Below are 18733 nucleotides of genomic sequence, written 5' to 3'. Positions count from 1 at the left end.
ACATATGGCGGAATGAAGCGGAAAGCTGTCAAGTATCTGCAGATTTTGGCCATGGTCATCAGAAACTTCTGGGATGACCAGTGCCTGCTGCGAGCCTCAGCCCTCTCCTTCACCAGCATCCTTTCGCTGGTACCTTTCTTTGCGCTGACGTTTGCAGTGCTCAAGGGTTTGGGAGTTCACAACAAGGTCGAGCCCCTTATTCTGGCTCAGGTCACCGGCGGTTATGACGAAATTCTTGACAAGGTGGTTACCTACATAAACAACACCAACATGACGTCGTTGGGAGCCATCGGTCTGGTAACGCTCATAATTACGGTAGTCTCTCTTCTAAGCAGCATCGAAGAAGCGTTCAACGTCATCTGGGGGGTGCGGGAAACCCGGTCGCTCTATCGCAGGTTTGCAGACTACCTGAGTGTTGTCGTAAGCGCACCGCTCCTCCTGCTGGCAGCCACGAGCATTACAACAACCCTGAAGAGCCAGGAGCTTGTACAGTGGCTGCTCAGCACCAGCTACATCGGAGAGGTGCTCCTGTTCGGCTTCCAGCTTATACCTTACGTGAGCGTATGGGTCGCCCTCATCTTCGTCTACACATTCATCCCCAATACCAACGTCCGCCTGAAATCCGCCATCATCGGGGGCATCCTCGCAGGCACCCTCTGGCAAGGTATGCAGTGGGCCTATATAACATTCCAATTCGGGGTGGCGAAATACAACGCCATTTACGGTACTCTTGCGCTGGTCCCGATCTTCATGTTCTGGATCTATACTAGCTGGCTCATCGTTCTGTTCGGCGTCGAGGTTGTGTGCGCGCATCAGAACATAAGGACATTTCGACGTGAGATCCACAGCCCGACGACCAGTCAGTCACTGAAAGAGTTGCTGGCGCTCTCAATCCTCCAAACCGTGACCACAGCTTTTTATTCAGGACAACAAACCTGGACCACCGAACGCCTTGCAGAACACCTGGATGCGCCGGTTCGAACGGTTCGGGATCTACTCGCGCAGTTGGTCGAAGCCCGTTATCTGGCTCCCGTAAAAGGGCACCCTTCCAGCTACCTCCCGGCTCGAGACCCTGCGACTATTGCCGTAGCAGAAATACTCACCACCCTTCGCGACCGGAGCGGAAAAACCGAGACACTACATGTGGGAATGGAGGTCCGGCAGCTGCGTGATCTTCTTACCCGTATCGACAACGCAGTCGCAGATTCCCTTCATGGGATGACGCTGGCTGAGATGGTTCGTTCTCCAGCTGCGCCTGAGACGCGTGGAGAAGCCGAAAGAAGCGCCTCTGCAAGAACCAGCGTCGACGTTGACAAGGACGGGTGATTGGCTTATAGTGAGGCACAAAAAGACGTGCAGAGAGGCCATGCGCGATATTAAGCATATCATAGATAAAAAAGGTTTATTCCACCGTTCCCCCCAGCGTAACTCCTCAGTTGCAGGATTCAAGAACCTGATCGAATCAAAACCGAAAAAGGCTCGCTTACGGATAATCCTCCCGATTGTAGCAGTTCTTCTGGCTGGCTATCCTGTAGCCTCGGGTCTTCTCAACACTATCTCAAGCCTGAGCAAGACCGCCACTGCAGCACCGGCCAAAGCGATCGACAGCAAAGAACTGTTTCGGCTGGGTGCAGAGGCGCTCCCCTCTTCTAGGTTCGATGGGGGCCAACTGCTCGCCACGCTCCCCGGTGGGGGCACGATACTTTATGACATCGACCAGGAGCTGCAAGAGCGGGTGACCGAGACGCTGCGGCGGTACAAGGTACCCTATGGAGCTTTTGTGGCGATGGAACCGAAGACAGGAAAAGTGATCGCCATGACGGGGCATTCGTCGGTTGACCCCGCGTGGGAGGCGCAGTCGGTATACGGGCTTTATCCAATGGCCTCGCTCTTCAAGATAGTCACAGCAACAGCTGCCATTGAACAGAACAAGGTAACATCCGATACTGTATTTGCATTTCGTGGACGCCTCACGTCCGAGAACCCCAAAATATGGGATGTGAAACCGGGACGGAACCATCTGGAAATGCCTCTTGCGATAGCGATGGGAAAGTCGGTAAACCCGGTCTTCGGTCGTCTTGCAAGCGACGTCGTGGGGAAAGAATCCATCGTTTCATGCGCCGAGCGTTTCGGTTTCAATCAGGCGCTCTTCCCCACCCCGGCGCTTCCCAGCCGCTCGATCGTTCCCCAGGACAATGACCAGCTGAAACTGATGGGGGCTGGGCTGTGCAAGGATGTTCAGATTTCACCTCTCCATGCGGCATCGATGATAGCTGCAATCGCCAACGGAGGGTTGATGATGCAACCGGTGCTCGCCCGGGAGGTACGCAACGCAAATGGAGAACCGCTTTACGTGGAGAAGCCCCAGGCAGTACGCCGGATCGTATCCCCCGAAACTGCCCGGGAGCTTTCCAGGATGCTCGGCACCACCGTCAGCAGCGGGACGTCGCGCAGGGCGTTCCATGACCGTAGAGGCCGCCCGAAACTCGCTTCCATCCCCATTGCGGCTAAAACCGGCTCCATAAATGGCACCTCGCCTGCCGGCCACTACAGCTGGTTCGTAGCCTATGCTCCGGCTGACAATCCTCAAATTGCCCTTGCCGCGCTGATCGTGAATCAGGACAAGTGGCACATAAAGGCTTCCAACCTGGGAGAGCAGGCGCTCGAAGCATTCTTCCGCTGATCATCCGCGGCAAAGGAGAGCAGCCGTCATGGAGTGCAGAAAGTGTGGAACCTGCTGCACCGCCCCGGACATCAGTGCTCTGGCGAAGCCGCTTGGAGTTCCCTGTATCCATCTCACCCGTGAAGGGCTCTGCGCAATCTACGACACGCGTCCGGCAGTATGCCGCGGGTACAGCCCAGACGAGCTTTGCAGCCTTATATCCGCGCCGACCATTGAAAAACGCGTTGAGCTATATCTCGCTGTTTTTGGACTGGGAAGAGAAAGCGCTGAATCTACGGAAAGCTCTTGAGAGTGATTTCACCGTCTACCCACTCGCCATAGGAAAAGTGGGTAATCCAGTCACCCAGGGAGACAATGATACGCCTGGAATCGCACTCCCAAGGCTCGACCAGCGGCTGATGAAAATGGCCTGTTACCACGACATCACAGCCTGAGGCAAACAGGCTTTCGGCATAGCGGCGAAGAATTGAATGATAGTCCCATCTGGTGCGCCTCCGGGCATGCTTTTTCCGGCTCTGCCCTCCCATCCACTCAGCCAGCGCCGACGCAACGGAAGGAGGCACCACATAGGTCAACAGCTTCGTCAGGGGGCTGTGCAGAAGGGCGCGAAGCATCCGGTATCCGTAATCGGCCCGGTTGATCTGGTCTCCATGACACAGATGAACTCGCCTCCCGTCCAGCTCAACTTCCATAACTCCCGAAGAAATCCGCGCATCGAGGGTCTCTTTGAAATACGGGCCCATGTGAAAGTCGTGGTTCCCTTCGCAATACACGATTTTTACGCCGTTTTCCCTCAGTTGCCGCAACTGCCCCAGCACCGGTAGGAAATGGGGAAAAGCCAGCTTCCTGTAGCCGATCCAGAACTCGAAAAGATCACCGAGAATGAACAGGGTGTCGGTGGTGCCGGAGAGGGTCTCAAGAAAGGCGAGGAGCCTGCGGTAGTTCTCGTCATTGGGGTGGCGCAGATGGGCATCGGCTATGAAAACGTGGCGCATGCGCGGCACTATAGCGGAAAATCGAAATGAGGTAAAGGTGGAGAACCCGTCAATGAACATGATGCGGGACATGGAAATAGTATGGGACGACCTGCTGGAAGCGTTCGCCAATACCGATGAAGATGTCGTGTACCTGCTCGACCGATATACAGGCGAAATCTTCTTCGTCCCGGTCGATTACCATGACGAATCGTTCTGGAACGAGATAGATGGGCACCCGGAACAGTACCTAAGAATACCCGGCTTTGATTACGACCAGGAACGCCTTCTTCTTCAGGATTTTACCAAGGGAGTGGGCAATGAGCGGCTTAAGCGGATGCTCGACATGTCCCTGTCGGGAAAGAGTCACGGACGACTCGACGACATCCTCTCATTTTATCCCGAGGAACTGGACCGGTTTCTCGTTCTGAAAGAAGAGCTGCTTGCCGAGCGAATCAGGAACTGGCTAGAAGAGCACGACATATTTCCGGCCAATGAATCGTTTTGACGATGATGAATCAGCGACAGTCCCCTAAGATGGTAGGAATGCTAGTCGTTGCCGGACTTGCTGTAGCGGTTGGCTATGCTGTCCGGCACACCGTTTCCTGCTTCCTCCTCTCATTCGTACTCGCCTACCTGCTCGACCCCCTCCTCGTGACCCTGGAGAAACACGGTATAAAAAGAAGTTACGGCATTGCCCTTCTCTATACCGCCCTCACAATTTTTTCGGCTTTTTTCGTAGCCGTTTTCGTCCCCCTCCTGACCACCAGTTGGTACGGACTTTTGAATGGGCTCCCTGGTTATCTGCAGAAGGGGAAGGCACTGGCTCTCGCATGGAAGGCGGAGCAACGATATGAAGCTCAGTTGGGCTGGCTATTCGAAAATGCCACGAGCTTTACCGATCATCTAGTTGCTAAATTCGGGGGAAGAATTTACGCTGCAGCGGGCACAATGGCCTTCAACCTGCTAAATATGGCCCTGGCGCCGATCCTCGTATTCTTCATGCTCTACTACAAGGAGGAGATAAAAAGGAGCATCACCTTATGGCTCCCCCCCGGCCAGAGGAAAGAATTTCTCGGTCTGGGCCGGGAGATCAACGACAGCGTCGGCGGCTACATCCGGGGTCAACTCATCGTTTCCGCCATCGTTGCAGTGCTCTCGGCAGCGGCGCTTTTCTTCCTCGACATAGATTACGCCATTTTCAACGGCATCTTTGCAGGGCTTGCCTCCATTCTTCCCTTCATCGGAGTGATAATAGCAACCATCCCCGCCCTCTTCTTCGCCTACGTCAAATTCCAGAGCGGCCTGGTGCTTCTCCAGGTAATTGCAGCCTTCTCCCTGATCTATTTCATAGAAGGGTACGTGATCAAACCCCTTGTCTTCAAAAAAGCCCTCGACCTCAACCCACTCATCACAATCATTTTCGTAATGGCCTTCGGGGAAGTCATGGGATTTTGGGGAATACTTCTCGCGATCCCCATTGCCGCCGCCATCAAGATTGTTCTCGAACATTACCAGCATCAGGCATCTGTTAACGGGGCTTGAGCATGGATAGTGAGCGGAGCAGGCTGAACGTTTATTATGTAGTGACGGCATTCTTGGCCACCATCATTGCCTCCGCCTATTTGATCCAGCATACCTTTTCCGCTGTTGCCACTTCACTGGCCCTGGCCTACCTGCTCAATCCCCTGCTGAAGTACCTTGACAGGCGGGGCTTTTCCCGATTCCTTTCAATTACTTTCCTTTACGGGATCGTGGCACTGACAGCCTTCATCCTTTCGTTTGTTCTCATTCCGTACATAGCACACCAGGCGAGTACGCTGGTAACCGTGATGCCGCTGTACACGCACAGGATTCAAACTTCCCTGGAGACGTGGAAGAGCCAACTCTCTCCCTTATTCAACCCAGAAGAACTGTCGTGGGTCATCGCACGGATCGATGAAGGCCTCGACAGAGTGGTATCCGAGATCTCAGGATCGGGTTATGAGCGGCTCAAGGAAATAGTCTTTGCATTTTTCGACCTTCTACTTGCCCCTGTCCTCGTATTTTTCCTCCTCTACTACAAGGAGGAGCTGAAGGAATCGATCTTGGGCATTATCCCCGCGACTATGCGCCCAGACCTCATCCACCTCGGACGGAAAATCAACAGGAGCCTGGAGAAGTTCATCTGGGGCATGCTGGTCGACTGCTTTCTAGTAGCTATCCTCTGCGCCGCGGCCCTCTACCTGCTCGACGTGGAATTTCCCATCCTGAACGGCATCTTTGCCGGCTTCGCCACCCTCATGCCCTTCGTCGGAGCCATAATAGCGATGGTCCCTCCCGCCTTCATAGGTTACGCGAAAAGCGGCGATGTTCTAATAATTCCCAAGGTGTGTGCCATCTACTTCCTGATAAATGTGGTGGTGGAAGCCAACATCATCAAGCCTTTCATCATGCGTGGCGCGTTGCAGCTCAATCCACTGGCTGTAATATTCTCAGTGATGGCCTTGGGCGAACTGATGGGTTTTTGGGGAATTGTCCTGGCGGTACCGCTAACGGCGGTACTTAAGATCTGCGGCCAGGAACTGCATGAGATCCGGGCGGGAGCATCATGAAAAAAGAAGTCTTCGGCATACGCGGGATGTCGTGCGTGAACTGCGCTTCCCGCATTGAGAAAGCGCTGCGGGAGAAGCCGGGTATCGCCTCGGCCTCGGTGAATTTTGCCTTGGAGCAACTCGTCGTGGAGTATGACGAGACACTCCTTTCATCGGAGAGAATCCTTGAGTATGTCCATGATCTCGGTTACTCGGCTGCCCCGGCTGCCGGCTCAGGTGAAGTTCGGTTCGCCGTAAGAGGGCTCCATTGCGCCTCATGTGTCGCTACTCTGGAAAAGAAGCTCCTTTCGCATCCCGCGGTAGAGCGTGCAGTGGTAAACCTCGCCCGGGAGGAAGCCTATGTGGCGTACAACCCCCAGCAGATCGACACGCAGAAGCTTTTCGCGCTGGTAAAGGAAGCTGGATACGAGGCAGCCGAAACCGATACGGCGAAGGAGGAAGCGGCAGGTCTCACGATTCAGAGGAACTGGTTCATATTCAGCTTGGCCGCGTCGCTCCCGCTCATGCTCACCATGTCGCTCCATCACGTCCGGTGGGTCGGATGGATCAATCTCATACTTGCCACCGCCGTTCAATTCTCGGCCGGACTCACCTTCTACCGCGGCTCCTGGTATGCCCTCAAGAACCGAAGCGCCAACATGGACGTTCTTGTGGCTCTTGGCACCTCTGCAGCGTATTTCTATTCGCTGTTCGCTTTTTTCGGGATATTCGGTCAGTCGGCCGAGGTATTTTTCGAAACCTCCGCCATGTTGATCGCTTTTATTCGCCTCGGGAAATATCTTGAAGCACGAGCCCGCGGCAAAGCAGGGGACGCTCTAAAGAAACTGCTCCGTCTCCAGGCGGACAAGGCCAGGCTTGTCATAGACGGAGAAGAACGTGAAGTGCCGGCCTCCCTCGTCCAGGTAGGGGACCTCCTTGTGGTAAGACCGGGAGAGACTATTCCTGTGGACGGAGTCGTAGAAGAGGGAAGATCTACGGTGGACGAGTCGCTGGTTACCGGGGAAGCGCTTCCCGTAGAGAAGGAGACCGGCAGCACCGTCACCGGCGCCACCATAAACAGGACCGGCGTACTCCACCTCCGCGCCATCCGTGTTGGGGCGGATACTGTACTCTCCCAGATCGTGTCGATGGTTCAGCAGGCCCAGGCTGACAAGGCCCCTATTCAGCGTTTCGCCGACCGCGTCTCCGGAGTGTTCGTCCCGGTCGTCGTCGGTCTGGCCCTCCTCACCTTCGGGGTCTGGTACTTCGGGATCGGCAGCGCCTTTATTTTCGCGTTCAAGCTGTCCATCGCCGTAGTAGTGATAGCCTGTCCGTGCGCCATGGGACTTGCCACCCCTACTGCCATAATGGTTGGAAGCGGCATCGGCCTTCATAGGGGTATTCTCATCAAGAGAGGCTCGGTCCTGGAAAACATCGCACGGCTCCAGGCGGTACTCCTGGATAAAACCGGTACCTTAACGGAAGGCCGTCCTTCCCTCACCGACATCACCCCACTCCCCGGCACCAGCCGTGGGGAGCTTCTAGCACTACTGGCAACCGCTGAATCGCATTCGAACCATCCGCTGGCCCAAGCGGCAATACAAGCCGCAGCAAAGGAGGGATTCGCTCCGGAAGGTGTTTCCGATTACGAGGAAAAACCCGGTTTCGGCATCATATGCACAGCCGGAGAGAACCGGATACTCGCCGGCAACTCCCGGCTCATGTCGGAGAACCGGATTAGCGTTGAACCGTTGACAGATCTTGTAGTAGTATGGGCTGCCGAAGGGAAGTCGGTGACGTACGTGGCACGCAACGGAGAACTCGTCGGGGCAGCCTGTTTCGCCGACCGACTGAAGCCGCACTCAACCGCTGCAGTAGAGGAACTGAAACGTGCGGGAATAGCGGTCTTCATGATCACCGGCGACCACAAGGAAGTGGCGGCAACGGTAGCCCTCCAGGCAGGGGTCGACGGGTTCGAGGCAGACGTTCTTCCCGACCGGAAACAGAAGGTAGTGAAGGAATACCAGCAGCGGGGCCTCTATGTCGGCATGGTGGGAGACGGAATCAATGACGCTCCGGCTCTCGCACAGGCGGACTTGGGGATTGCCATGGGCGGGGGAGCCGACGTAGCAAAGGAAACGGGGGACCTCGTCCTCGTACGGGACGACCTGATGGATGTCGTACGGGCAATCCGGCTTGGAAAAGCGACCCTCTCAAAGGTGAAGCAGAACCTCTTCTGGGCACTCTTCTACAATATCCTGGGTATTCCGGTCGCCGCCGGTGCGCTCTTCCCCCTTGGAATCACGTTGAAACCGGAATTCGCAGGTCTAGCCATGGCATTCTCCTCCGTGTCCGTGGTATGCAATTCTCTGCTCCTGAAAAGGGTAGGCCGGAAACTCTGATATGAACTCATCTTCGATAAAAAAAACTGTGGTCGAGATAGCGCTTCTCCTCCTCGTGGCCACCCTCATCGGCAGCATCTGGAATCAGAAGCTGCTTCGTCAGGCATGGACAGGAAAACTCGCCGCGCCAGCCCCTGCGGAAGCACCCACCAGTGCCCCCGCTGCCGCAGTGCCGCTACCGGTAGGGCTCATGCAGGTCAAAGATTTCTTCGACAGGAATGAAGCGGTGATAGTCGATGCGCGCGACAGGGAGACATTCACGAACGGACGAATCAGAGGAGCCCTGTCGCTCCCGCTGGGGGAAGCCGACACGGCCATCGCCCGGTTAAAGGAAAAGGTCCCCCCTGAGTCGCTGATCATCATCTACTGCAACGGCTACGGCTGCCACGACAGCATGGAGCTGGGTAGAAAGCTGATTGCCGCCGGCTACGGCTCGGTCTTCGTCTTCGAGGGAGGATATCCGGAGTGGCGGGACGCTGGCTACCCCGTGGAAGGAAACGCACCATGACTAAGCGCACCACGAATATCATTCACATCCTAGTGCGCCTTCTCCTTGGGGGCATTTTCATCTACGCAGGAATCATAAAGATCATAGATCCGGTTGCATTCGCCGGTAACATCGCCGCCTATCAAGTTCTTCCCTACTTCGGCAATTACCTTGCTGCTGCAATTCTCCCTTGGCTGGAACTGCTCTGCGGCCTGCTGCTCGTGACCGGGTACCGTGCCAGGGGAGCCGCAGCGACCGTAGCCCTGCTCAACATCGTCTTCATCCTGCTCCTTGCATCTACCATCGTCCGCGGACTCGACATCGACTGCGGCTGCTTCAGGCAAGGGGGGCCGAAAACGTCTGCCTGGACCGCCATAATGCGTGATCTCCTGCTCCTTGCCTTGGCACTTTTCACGATGTATCAGCCGGAGCGGTCGTCCAACCGTTTCCGGTAGTATCCCTATTAAATTGAAAGCGAACATAGACTTACCATGACGAAAGAACTGCTTCTTCTCCCCCTCGCCTATCTCCTCGGCTCTATCCCTAGCGGACTGCTCCTGGCAAAAGCCTTCGGCGGGGTCGACATCAGGAACACGGGCAGCGGCAACATAGGCGCCACCAACGTTTACCGGACCATGGGACGTAAGATGGGAATCGCGACGCTCATCGCGGATTGCCTCAAAGGTCTTATTCCTGTGCTCCTTGCAAAGCACCTGGGCTTCCCCGACCTCTGGATCGCCGCCGTCGGCGCGGCCGCTTTCATTGGTCACGTCTACACCGTTTTTCTCGGATTCAAAGGGGGAAAAGGAGTCGCCACCGCTCTCGGAGTTTTTCTCGGCACGTCTCCCCTAGCCGTACTCCTCGCGGTAGGGGTCTTCGCCTTCGTCCTGTGGCAGTGGCGGTACGTTTCTCTTGCATCGATATGCGCGGCAATTGCCATGCCTCTGCTCGTGGCTCTCATGGATGGCAATACCCTTATGATCGCCATGACGGCCCTCATAGCCTCTCTTGTGGTCCAGAAGCACCGGGAAAACATCGTGAGGCTGAAGCTGGGCACCGAGAACAGGTTCAAGGCCTGAAGCATGAAAGTCCGGTTCAGCTCCCGCACCACTTTCCTCCTACTGGCTGTCATCCTTCTTCTTCTCATCCCCTGTCTGCGATTCGGCATTTTTGCCTTCAGCTCTGCAGGAGACGGGAAAAATGTCCAGCTTTTCGACTTTGAGCAGGGCTCTTCCTTGACCCGGATTGCTCGGGAACTGGAAGAAAAAAGGATCGTCTCCAGCGCAGGAATGTTTGTCCTTTACTCCAGAATGAAGGGAGCAGAAGCAAAGGTCAAAGCCGGGTACTATCAGTTCAATGACGGGCTGCTTCCTGGAGAAATCCTGCGCAAGATGGTGGCGGGAGAAGTCTATACCCGCAAAGTCACCGTGCCTGAAGGATACTCCATCTTCCAGGTCGGCGAACTCCTCGAATCGCAGGGCACCTTCCGGAAGAAGGTCTTTCTGGAGCTATGCAGAAGCAAAACGCTACTGCAGGACCTTGGCATAGCCGCATCAAGCGTCGAAGGCTACCTCTATCCCTGCACCTACAACGTATCCACGAAGACTGATGAAGCCGGACTAATTCGGATGATGGTAGAGCAGTCCGACAGGATCTACGAAGAAAAGTTCGCAGCGCGCGCGAGTTCTACGGGGCTTGACCGGCACCGGATTCTCACCCTCGCTTCTATGGTGGACAAGGAAGCGGTTTCTCCAGCGGAGCGCCCGCTCATCGCGTCGGTATTTCTGAACAGGCTGAAAAGGGGAATGCCTCTTCAGAGCGACCCGACAGCAGTGTACGGAATACGCGCCTTCGCAGGCAACGTCTCGAAAAATGACATCATGCGCCGCACCCCCTATAACACCTATCTTATAAAAGGCCTTCCTCCGGGGCCCATCGGCAATCCGAGCCGGGAAGCCGTGGAAGCCGTTCTGGCCCCCGCACGAACCGAATACCTCTACTTCGTTGCCAAGAAGGATGGCACCCACGCTTTCACCTCCACACTCGAGCAGCACAACCAGGCTGTCCGCAGGTACCTGAAGGGTGGAAACGGGCGATGATCCCACCGAGCAAGTTTCCTGATACAATCAAGTAATACGAGTCTGAGCCGACAAACAGGATCAGCACGCTCTTGCAGTTCTAAAGGAACATCCTGCCCCTCCGGAACCGGACAGAAATGGAGTCGTCATGAGAGTGTTTCCGTTTCTAGTGCTGACCATTGCTTTTCTTCTTCCCGCCCCCGCTTCCGCCAGCGAACTCCGGGGAACTGCGCGAATCATGTTGGTGCAGGGAGATGTCCAGATCCGGATGGCCGACGACAACGATTGGGTCCCCGCAGCGGTCAATACCCCTCTCGAGGAGGGGGACAGCGTCTGGAGCCCTGACGGGAGCAAAGTCGAAATCCAGCTCCGGAACGGTACCTACGTTCGTCTCGGCAGCGAAACCCTGCTGGATCTGGTGGAGGCAGGGGACGATCTTCTCCAATTCCATCTTACGATGGGTCATGCTTACGTAAACTCCGGCAGCGCCCCAGGAATAGCCTGCCAGTTCGAACTCACCGAAAGCACCGTCACGATCGAAAATCATACGCTTATCCGGCTTGATCTCCCTTCTGAGGGTCACGAGACTATTGCAGTCCTTAAAGGTACGGCTTACGTGGAAGACAGCGAAGGCAGTACCGAGCTCCACAGCGGAGAGATGCTGAGCATAGGGGATGAGGAGAGCAAACTGCTTCCCCTCGCCCCTCCGGACGCATGGCAGAAGTGGAACCAGAAGCGCGACCGGCAGATAAAGCCCCGCACTCGAAGCGCTCGACTTCCCGAGGAGCTCTGGCTGTATGAGAATGAGCTGGGATCATCGGGAGAATGGATCGAAGTTTCCGACTATGGCCGCGTTTGGAGGCCGACAATCATCGCGGGGGAGAATTGGACTCCCTATCGGGTAGGAAGATGGATCTGGCGCGGCGACGATTATGTCTGGATCTCTTACGAAAGCTGGGGGTGGGCTCCCTACCACTACGGGAGGTGGGTGGCTATTTCCGGAAGAGGCTGGTGCTGGGTCCCTCCTGCCCGTGGCGATGTTTATTGGGCTCCCGCATATGTGGGCTGGATCACCACTCCTCAGCATGTGGCATGGGTTCCGCTGGCCCCAGGGGAAATCTATTACGGGCGCGGCTACTATGGCCGTTCGAGCGTTACCATTACCAATGTCACTAACATCAACCACATCAGCGTTACCGGCAGATTCTCATACCGGAACCAGCGAGCCGCAGGCGGCGCGCTTACAGTCGTGCCCCGTGAGGCATTCGCAACTGGAAGAATGAACTACGTCAGGACGCGAGGAGACATCGTCTCCACCTCTTCCGGCGCGACCATAAGCCGCCCTGAACCGCCCACAAACAGCCGGACCGTCAGAATGCCGGCAATAAAACGGATTCCTCCGACGAAGCTGCCTCCCCCCTCCGTAGCTGCAACTCCGGCACCGGAATGGAAGCAGCGCACCCGTCGCCCAGGTGGAAGCGACGGAATCCGAACGACAAGTGAAGGGCGCGGAATCCCGGGGCCGGACAAACGCAGGGAACACCGCTCAATTCAGATGCCCGGGCCGCAACGATCTCCCATTCCTCCGAAGCACCCTTCCCCCACGGCGGGAAAAGGGAGCGGGCCACGCCCCGTCAAAACCGATAGACGGGCCTCACCGGCTCATCGAGAGCACCAGCAGCAACGGCCGAAGGAAACACCGCAGACGAAATCAGGGAATGCATCGGGAACTGCCAAGGAACATCAGGGACAACCGGACAGGTTCCGGCACGGGACGCGAAGCGGTGAACGATTCGACGGGGGAAGAAGGGGCGAGCAGCGGAGGGATTGAGCCGGACAAAGCAGGAATAACTGAGAATGCCCGCACCAGAGTGCGGGCATTTTTTGTCCTGGTCCGCAGTTACTCAGATAAACGTCTTCAGTGCCTGCTTGGCGAAAGCGTACTCGATGGTGTTTGCCTCCCGCATCCTGCCGTGCCCCTCGCGGTGGCAGTATATGATCGAAGCGAACCGGTCGCACAACCATTCCGCCCGCTGGCACTCCTCGCAGATAAACAGCCTGTCTTCAGGACGAACACAATCGCCCTCACGAATACTGGGATAGCGTATCATGACGAGCCTCCGGGGAAATATGATCGGTATCCTGCAGCTTCGCCAACTTCTGGTCTGACCTCCGCCCCCTCTTCTTGTGCAGCACGCTCACCCGGAGGGGGTGAAACTTCGCCATCTCACGGGTCCTCCTTCAGAACCTTGACGGGAGTCCCGTCCCGCCACACCGACACCGTAAAATTGTAGCAGCTTTTCCTGATTTCGACAGAGTCTGGAAAACCGCCATACCACATGCCGCCATTTACCCCCCGAGCCAGCAGCTACACCGGTTGACTTCGTGAAAATCTGTTTTATATTTTTAGCGTAATCTAATTACAGCTTGATAATCAATAATGATGACATGCCTTTGCGGCGCAACATTTGAAAGGAGGATAGGAAATGAGAACGCGCAATGTATTTGCATTTCTTGTGACTGCTGCGGCTCTCCTTGGCCCGGGCGTATACCTGCAGGCAGCCGATACTGGCACCCGGAGCAGCGACGAAACAGTTGGCGAGAAGATGGATGATGCCTCCATTACTACCAAGGTCAAGATGAAGCTTCTCGGCAACAAGGCTACCAGTGCTCTTAACACGAGCGTGGAGACCACTGACGGGGTAGTGACGCTAACCGGAAAAGCACGTTCACAGGCAGAAAAAGAGCTTGCATCCAAACTGACCGAAGAAGTCAAGGGTGTGAAGAGTGTTGTAAATGAGATGAAAATAGAAGAAAGCGACGCACCCAAGAGTAAGTGAGACGGCTCCGCACCAAGGCGTATCGCGTAGTGGTGCCGCCGCCAGCGGCCGACATATCTCCCATAATAAAAGGAGGCACCATGAAACCCAATGCACTCGTATTGATCGTTATCGCTATGCTCTTGGCCCTCGCGCCCGCTGCTGCGCTTGCAGAGAAACCGGCAAACTATTTGATGATCAAAGCCGGTGCCTACGACCCCAGCAACAGGTTCACCATCAGTGGGGCAGGCGGGGATGGACTGGATGTCAACAACGAAACCAGGTTCAGCGGCGAAGTTGCTATCGGCCACTACTTTCTTCCTGTCTTTGCTCTCGAGCTCGGCGCCGGCTATTTCGAGAACAAGGGAACAGCCGCCAATCAGGCGGGAACGGTAAAGCTGCGCGTGGTGCCGGTGGTACTTACAGGGAAACTGCTTGCTCAACTCGGTCCCGTTGAACCGTACATTCTTGGCGGCATCGGCGCTTATCTCACCGACTTCGACGCCGACGTCACCACCAGCGACGCCACAAGCTCAACTAAATTTACCTACGGCCTCCATGCCGGAGCCGGGATCAACTTCGACGTAACCGAACGGTTCTTCGTCGGTGCCGAAGCACGCTATCTCTGGGCAGAGCCGGAATTCGGAGGACGGGATATCAGGCTTGACGGTTATTCAGCTACAGGAGACCTTGGTTTCCGGTTCTGAGGAGTGAAACCCCTCCACTAGGGCAAAAGCCGAATCTGTGACGATGAGGACAGGGATATGTAGGACGCCGGATGCGCCCTTCATATCCCTCTCTTTTTCCGGGAAGTGCGCTCCCAGCACCTCCGCCGCCTGCAGAAGGTGCTCATGATACAACTTCTTCTCGACAACCCGCTCCTCCTCCTTTTCCTTGTTGCCGCCATCGGCTACCCTCTCGGAGGCATCAAAATTGCCGGTAGCAGACTGGGTGTTTCCGCAGTACTCTTCGTCGGGCTTGCCTTCGGTGCCCTGGACCCGGAGATGAAGCTCCCGGAGATTATCTACATGCTTGGAATGGGCCTTTTCATTTACACCATAGGCCTGAGCGGAGGGCTGACCTTCACCTCCTCCTTCAAGCGGCAGGGGTTGCGCTACAACCTCCTGGTTCTTGGGGTCATCTCGACTTCAGCCGGATTGACCGCGCTGGCCGCAAAGCTCCTCCACATCAAGCCAAGTATCACCGCCGGGATGTTCGCCGGAAGCCTCACCAACACTCCTGGCCTCGCCGGAGCCCTGGACACAATAAAGCACCACTTCGCAGGCGAACACCTCGAACAGCTCCTGGCGGAACCTGTTCTCGGCTACTCAATCACCTATCCGGTTGGAATCATTGGAATGGTGCTGGCAATAAATGTGGCACAGCGGCTCTGGCGGATCGACTATGCAGCGGAGGCAAAGCAGCTCCATTCTTTCGGTGCGGCCACCGAGCCGCTCAAGAATTTTACTATCAGGGTCACCCGACCGGGATGCTGCACCAGAAACCTCGAGGATCTCCGTCGCGAAGAGGGATGGCTGGTGATGTTCGGTCGCCTCAAGCGGGGCGACCAGGTAATCATGGCCTTTCCGGAGGAGAAACCGAAGGTAGGGGACCTGCTGACAGTAGTGGGGACGGCAGGGGAAATACGGCGGGTTGCCGATTACTTCGGCGAAAAGAGCGAAGAGGAACTCGACCTGGACCGTAGCGAATTCGATTTCCGGAGAATTTTCGTATCGAACCCCCAGGTCGCAGGGAGGCGGCTCAAGGACCTCAACCTTCGAAAGAAATTTGGGGCGGTCATCACAAGGGTCCGGCGCGGCGATGACGACTTTTTGCCCAACGGCGACCTTGTCCTCGAACTTGGAGACCGGGTGCGGGTACTGGCTTATCGCGAGCATATGCAGGGAGTAACAAAATACCTCGGGGACTCCTACCGTGCCGTGAGCGAAATCGATATCCTCACCTTCAGCCTCGGACTCGCCCTCGGCCTTCTCCTCGGAAGCATTCCGATTCCACTTCCCGGGGGGATCACCTTCAAGCTGGGGTTTGCAGGTGGTCCTCTAGTCATGGCGCTATTTCTGGGCACTCTCGGCAGGACGGGAAAGATGGTGTGGAACCTCCCTTACAGCGCCAATCTGACACTCCGCCAGATCGGACTCGTTCTCTTTTTGGCCGGCATCGGCACCCGTGCCGGTTACAGCTTCGTCTCAACCATGGTTCAGGGAGGCGGACTCGTCGTTTTCGCTACAGGAGCGGTCATAACCTGTTTTACAGCATTTCTGGCGCTCTGGGTGGGCTACCGGCTTCTCAATATTCCGATGAACATAATGGTGGGGATTCTTGCTGGACTGCAAACCCAGACTGCGGTAGTAGGGTATGCTCTGGAACAGACAAAAAACGATTACCCGAATATCGGCTTCGCTTCGGTGTATCCCATCGCTACCATCACCAAGATCCTGTATGTTCAGATGCTGCTGCTCCTGCTGGAGTGACTGCAACTATCATTTCTTGTCGGCCGGGCGACTTTGCTGCTCGACTTTTTCAGGGTTCCGTTCGCGCTCGTCTTCCGTTTTCTCTCCGGGCTCCTTGCCGTCCTCAGACGAATGCTCCACCACCGAGTTTATCTCTGCACCCACAAGCATGATGAACCCGGTGATGAATAGCCAGAGGAGGAGAACTATGACCGCCCCGATACTCCCATAGGTTTTGTTATAGGACCCGAAGTTGTTGACGTAGTATGAGAAAGCGAAGGAAGCAAGCAGCCAGATCGGTATGGCGATGACCGCCCCCGGGCTGATCCATTTCCAATTCTGCTTTACGTCAGGGGTAATATAGTAGGTCAGTGCAAGTGCGAGAACGAGCATGAAGAGAATCACCGGCCATATGAGGATATTCCAGGCAAGCCGGAAGGTTTCTCCCAGAACCGCCAGCCTGGCGATGAGTGCGCCGATTGTGGGTCCGAAGATAAGAAGCACTATTGCCAGTATGAAAAGAAGCGACAGAACCGTGACGAGCATGATTGCGAAGAGGCGGACTTTCCAGAAGGGTCGCCCTTCTTTCACCCGGTAGAGACGGTTCATGATGTCCATTATCGAGGTGATGGCACTTGATGATGACCAGAGAGCCAGAAGAAAACCGAGTGACAGCAGCCCCCCCTTCTTGTTTCCGAACAGTGCCTTTATATTATCCTGAAGGAGAGTGAACGCCTCCTGGGGAAGCACCCGCTTCATCAAGTCGAGAATGGATTCGAGTAGCCCCGGAAAGGGAAGGTATCCAATGAGCGTAGTCAGAAAAAGGAAAAACGGAAACATGGCGAACAGGAGGTAGTAGGCTATCGCTCCGGCATAGATTGTACAGCTGTCTTCCGAAATCTTCGCTACAACCCTCTTCCCCATCTCTTTGTAGGATAAGTCGCCTAAATTGAAATACCTCCGGAATGAGAACATCGCGCCCCCTTAGTTCGGTTCGTCCGCAGCACAGGTTGGATGGGCATAACGCCATCAGGCATTATTTTTAGTGTATGGTGCAGCAGCGGTTTGTCAACGGCTACTGAATCCGGTGGCGAAGTCCATGGCGCACATCGTGCGGAACTGTGGGTGCGTACCACAGGCAACACCTGCGGCACGGAATTCCCTCTTAAAGATGTTGCGTCGGTGTCCGCGGGCGGGGACTCCATCGTCTATTATGAGCTGCATGACCATCAGCCGGGCCGTGTCCGGGCCGTAGCCCACATTTTCACCTATATACCCGGTCCAGTCCCCATGCCGTTCAATGCGACTGCGAAAACCTCCCCTGCTTCCATGCCCTGTGCTGCCACTCCCGGACTGCTCCCGTACCAGGTCTGCCGCTGCCCTGGCTAGCCCGTCGGACCAGAACAGAGCAGGAAGGGGATCTTGGCGTTTCAGAAACCGGGACGCCTCGTCAACAGCTGCGGTTCCCTCCTCAGTCGCAACATATGTCCCGCCGTTCAACTTGTATCGTTTTCCGTGGAAACTGCGTCGGAACTTTTCGATGAATTGTGCATATTCGACTGGGGCGGTACGGGCAAGATTCAGTTCCTTGAAAACCTCAGTCGCCAGGTCGGCATATGCCGGATTCGCGGCGGAGATTAAAAAGAGTGCAAAAGCCTGAATATACCTGTGTAGCGGCATGCCGCCCCCCTCTCTTGAAGTCGGTGTTGAAGCTACCGTTCAACCATGCGCTCTTTCCCCCCGTCCCCCCTCCCCGCATTGCCGGAATAGCGGCGGCAGATAGAGAGATACCGGTGCTTGTACTAAAAGCCAGGGATGAGTCCATCTGAATATTTCTAAAGCGCGCAGGAGATTTTGTCGATGTACTGCTTATATAGCCAAGTCCAGACGATGAAGGGAGTATCGAGCATGAATCGGAAGCGGTTTAAGATAGTACTCACCGAAGAAGAAGCCCTAGCCCTCGAATCGGACCAGAAGAAATGGCCCAAAAACTGGACGATCCTTTCCCGGCGAAAGAATAATCAGAAAATATTGCGGTAACACTCCTATTTGATTATCTCCGGCGGCATACTCTTCTGAGACGGTAGGTCTGTCGTGCCGCACTTGCGACAACAATCACGGCATCCGTCCTTAAGGGGAGGTCCCTCCTCTTTTCCGCGCACAGCGCGTGATGCCGCCATGCACTTCATGCAGCACTCGCATGCCTCCTCTCTCTCGCGCGTACTCTCCTCTCCTTGACGCTCCGA

At 55.8% G+C, this 18733-nt stretch carries 18 protein-coding genes; 14 read left to right on the top strand and 4 right to left on the bottom strand.

Annotated features, from left to right (window positions below):
• The first annotated feature begins 12 nt into the window (after positions 1 to 12).
• Both CFB04_RS17275 and CFB04_RS17270 read left to right on the top strand, forming a co-directional pair.
• Positions 13 to 1326: a YhjD/YihY/BrkB family envelope integrity protein gene (locus tag CFB04_RS17275; protein ID WP_231934271.1), complete on the top strand. Its 1314-nt coding sequence runs from the start codon at positions 13 to 15 to the stop codon at positions 1324 to 1326.
• Positions 1327 to 1366: 40 nt separating this feature from the next.
• Positions 1367 to 2683 (top strand): penicillin-binding transpeptidase domain-containing protein, encoded by a 1317-nt coding sequence (locus CFB04_RS17270; RefSeq protein ID WP_088536557.1) that lies wholly within the window; start codon positions 1367 to 1369, stop codon positions 2681 to 2683.
• Between the two features lie 272 nt (positions 2684 to 2955).
• Here the strand turns inward: CFB04_RS17270 and CFB04_RS17260 are convergent, their stop codons facing one another.
• Positions 2956 to 3678 (bottom strand): UDP-2,3-diacylglucosamine diphosphatase, encoded by a 723-nt coding sequence (locus CFB04_RS17260; protein WP_088536555.1) that lies wholly within the window; start codon positions 3676 to 3678, stop codon positions 2956 to 2958.
• Here CFB04_RS17260 and CFB04_RS17255 point away from each other — a divergent pair.
• The 9 genes from CFB04_RS17255 (at position 3662) to CFB04_RS17215 (ending at position 13028) form a co-directional block, all read left to right on the top strand.
• Positions 3662 to 4165 (top strand): UPF0158 family protein, encoded by a 504-nt coding sequence (locus CFB04_RS17255; protein WP_369833142.1) that lies wholly within the window; start codon positions 3662 to 3664, stop codon positions 4163 to 4165. The two genes, CFB04_RS17260 and CFB04_RS17255, sit on opposite strands and share 17 nt — an antisense overlap.
• 38 nt (positions 4166 to 4203) lie before the next feature.
• Positions 4204 to 5202 carry an AI-2E family transporter gene (locus tag CFB04_RS17250; RefSeq protein ID WP_231934262.1) on the top strand — a complete coding sequence of 333 codons (999 nt, stop codon included), beginning with the start codon at positions 4204 to 4206 and terminating at the stop codon, positions 5200 to 5202.
• 2 nt (positions 5203 to 5204) lie between these two features.
• The gene (locus tag CFB04_RS17245; RefSeq protein ID WP_088536552.1) at positions 5205 to 6251 is read left to right on the top strand and encodes an AI-2E family transporter; all 1047 of its coding nucleotides are present in this window, start codon (positions 5205 to 5207) and stop codon (positions 6249 to 6251) included.
• Entirely contained in the window at positions 6248 to 8632 is a 2385-nt protein-coding gene (locus CFB04_RS17240) for a heavy metal translocating P-type ATPase (protein WP_088536551.1), read from the top strand. The genes CFB04_RS17245 and CFB04_RS17240 overlap by 4 nt, the downstream gene beginning before the upstream one ends.
• Position 8633: 1 nt before the next feature.
• Positions 8634 to 9140, top strand: a complete 507-nt coding sequence (locus CFB04_RS17235) for a rhodanese-like domain-containing protein (RefSeq protein WP_088536550.1) — start codon at positions 8634 to 8636, stop codon at positions 9138 to 9140.
• On the top strand, positions 9137 to 9574 hold the full coding sequence (locus CFB04_RS17230) for a MauE/DoxX family redox-associated membrane protein (protein ID WP_088536549.1): 438 nt from the start codon (positions 9137 to 9139) through the stop codon (positions 9572 to 9574). Before CFB04_RS17235 ends, CFB04_RS17230 begins: the two co-directional genes overlap by 4 nt.
• A gap of 36 nt (positions 9575 to 9610) precedes the next feature.
• Positions 9611 to 10198 (top strand): glycerol-3-phosphate 1-O-acyltransferase PlsY, encoded by a 588-nt coding sequence (gene plsY, locus CFB04_RS17225; protein WP_088536548.1) that lies wholly within the window; start codon positions 9611 to 9613, stop codon positions 10196 to 10198.
• 3 nt (positions 10199 to 10201) lie between these two features.
• Complete coding sequence (gene mltG / locus CFB04_RS17220; protein ID WP_088536547.1) at positions 10202 to 11218, top strand: endolytic transglycosylase MltG; 1017 nt, start codon at positions 10202 to 10204, stop codon at positions 11216 to 11218.
• Between the two features lie 127 nt (positions 11219 to 11345).
• Entirely contained in the window at positions 11346 to 13028 is a 1683-nt protein-coding gene (locus tag CFB04_RS17215; RefSeq protein WP_088536546.1) for a DUF6600 domain-containing protein, read from the top strand.
• Between the two features lie 73 nt (positions 13029 to 13101).
• Here the strand turns inward: CFB04_RS17215 and CFB04_RS17970 are convergent, their stop codons facing one another.
• A complete protein-coding gene (locus CFB04_RS17970; protein ID WP_157698826.1) occupies positions 13102 to 13308 on the bottom strand; it encodes a hypothetical protein in 207 nt (68 codons plus the stop codon).
• A gap of 375 nt (positions 13309 to 13683) precedes the next feature.
• Here CFB04_RS17970 and CFB04_RS17210 point away from each other — a divergent pair, with 375 nt between their 5' ends.
• From CFB04_RS17210 to CFB04_RS17200, 3 genes are all read left to right on the top strand, one after another.
• Positions 13684 to 14037: a BON domain-containing protein gene (locus tag CFB04_RS17210; protein ID WP_088536545.1), complete on the top strand. Its 354-nt coding sequence runs from the start codon at positions 13684 to 13686 to the stop codon at positions 14035 to 14037.
• A gap of 80 nt (positions 14038 to 14117) precedes the next feature.
• Positions 14118 to 14723: an outer membrane protein gene (locus tag CFB04_RS17205; RefSeq protein ID WP_088536544.1), complete on the top strand. Its 606-nt coding sequence runs from the start codon at positions 14118 to 14120 to the stop codon at positions 14721 to 14723.
• Positions 14724 to 14867: 144 nt separating this feature from the next.
• Positions 14868 to 16508 (top strand): aspartate:alanine exchanger family transporter, encoded by a 1641-nt coding sequence (locus tag CFB04_RS17200; protein ID WP_088536543.1) that lies wholly within the window; start codon positions 14868 to 14870, stop codon positions 16506 to 16508.
• Positions 16509 to 16517: 9 nt separating this feature from the next.
• Here the strand turns inward: CFB04_RS17200 and CFB04_RS17195 are convergent, their stop codons facing one another.
• Positions 16518 to 17462: a YihY/virulence factor BrkB family protein gene (locus CFB04_RS17195; RefSeq protein ID WP_088536542.1), complete on the bottom strand. Its 945-nt coding sequence runs from the start codon at positions 17460 to 17462 to the stop codon at positions 16518 to 16520.
• 93 nt (positions 17463 to 17555) lie between these two features.
• Complete coding sequence (locus CFB04_RS17190; RefSeq protein ID WP_088536541.1) at positions 17556 to 18167, bottom strand: CAP domain-containing protein; 612 nt, start codon at positions 18165 to 18167, stop codon at positions 17556 to 17558.
• Between the last annotated feature and the right edge of the window lie 566 nt (positions 18168 to 18733).

This window comes from Geobacter sp. DSM 9736 (genome assembly GCF_900187405.1).
GTDB lineage: Bacteria > Desulfobacterota > Desulfuromonadia > Geobacterales > Geobacteraceae > DSM-9736.
This window is presented reverse-complemented; position numbering and strand designations above follow the sequence as displayed.

What these genes read in the sequence shown, in the direction of transcription:
- CFB04_RS17240 (WP_088536551.1), top strand. Translation starts at nt 6,248, where the DNA reads ATGAAAAAAGAAGTCTTCGGCATACGCGGGATGTCGTGCGTGAACTGC.
- CFB04_RS17190 (WP_088536541.1), bottom strand. Translation starts at nt 18,167, where the DNA reads ATGCCGCTACACAGGTATATTCAGGCTTTTGCACTCTTTTTAATCTCC.
- plsY (WP_088536548.1), top strand. Translation starts at nt 9,611, where the DNA reads ATGACGAAAGAACTGCTTCTTCTCCCCCTCGCCTATCTCCTCGGCTCT.
- CFB04_RS17260 (WP_088536555.1), bottom strand. Translation starts at nt 3,678, where the DNA reads ATGCGCCACGTTTTCATAGCCGATGCCCATCTGCGCCACCCCAATGAC.
- CFB04_RS17270 (WP_088536557.1), top strand. Translation starts at nt 1,367, where the DNA reads ATGCGCGATATTAAGCATATCATAGATAAAAAAGGTTTATTCCACCGT.
- mltG (WP_088536547.1), top strand. Translation starts at nt 10,202, where the DNA reads ATGAAAGTCCGGTTCAGCTCCCGCACCACTTTCCTCCTACTGGCTGTC.
- CFB04_RS17205 (WP_088536544.1), top strand. Translation starts at nt 14,118, where the DNA reads ATGAAACCCAATGCACTCGTATTGATCGTTATCGCTATGCTCTTGGCC.
- CFB04_RS17210 (WP_088536545.1), top strand. Translation starts at nt 13,684, where the DNA reads ATGAGAACGCGCAATGTATTTGCATTTCTTGTGACTGCTGCGGCTCTC.
- CFB04_RS17275 (WP_231934271.1), top strand. Translation starts at nt 13, where the DNA reads ATGAAGCGGAAAGCTGTCAAGTATCTGCAGATTTTGGCCATGGTCATC.
- CFB04_RS17195 (WP_088536542.1), bottom strand. Translation starts at nt 17,462, where the DNA reads ATGTTCTCATTCCGGAGGTATTTCAATTTAGGCGACTTATCCTACAAA.
- CFB04_RS17200 (WP_088536543.1), top strand. Translation starts at nt 14,868, where the DNA reads ATGATACAACTTCTTCTCGACAACCCGCTCCTCCTCCTTTTCCTTGTT.
- CFB04_RS17250 (WP_231934262.1), top strand. Translation starts at nt 4,204, where the DNA reads ATGCTAGTCGTTGCCGGACTTGCTGTAGCGGTTGGCTATGCTGTCCGG.
- CFB04_RS17230 (WP_088536549.1), top strand. Translation starts at nt 9,137, where the DNA reads ATGACTAAGCGCACCACGAATATCATTCACATCCTAGTGCGCCTTCTC.
- CFB04_RS17235 (WP_088536550.1), top strand. Translation starts at nt 8,634, where the DNA reads ATGAACTCATCTTCGATAAAAAAAACTGTGGTCGAGATAGCGCTTCTC.
- CFB04_RS17215 (WP_088536546.1), top strand. Translation starts at nt 11,346, where the DNA reads ATGAGAGTGTTTCCGTTTCTAGTGCTGACCATTGCTTTTCTTCTTCCC.
- CFB04_RS17245 (WP_088536552.1), top strand. Translation starts at nt 5,205, where the DNA reads ATGGATAGTGAGCGGAGCAGGCTGAACGTTTATTATGTAGTGACGGCA.
- CFB04_RS17970 (WP_157698826.1), bottom strand. Translation starts at nt 13,308, where the DNA reads ATGATACGCTATCCCAGTATTCGTGAGGGCGATTGTGTTCGTCCTGAA.
- CFB04_RS17255 (WP_369833142.1), top strand. Translation starts at nt 3,662, where the DNA reads ATGAAAACGTGGCGCATGCGCGGCACTATAGCGGAAAATCGAAATGAG.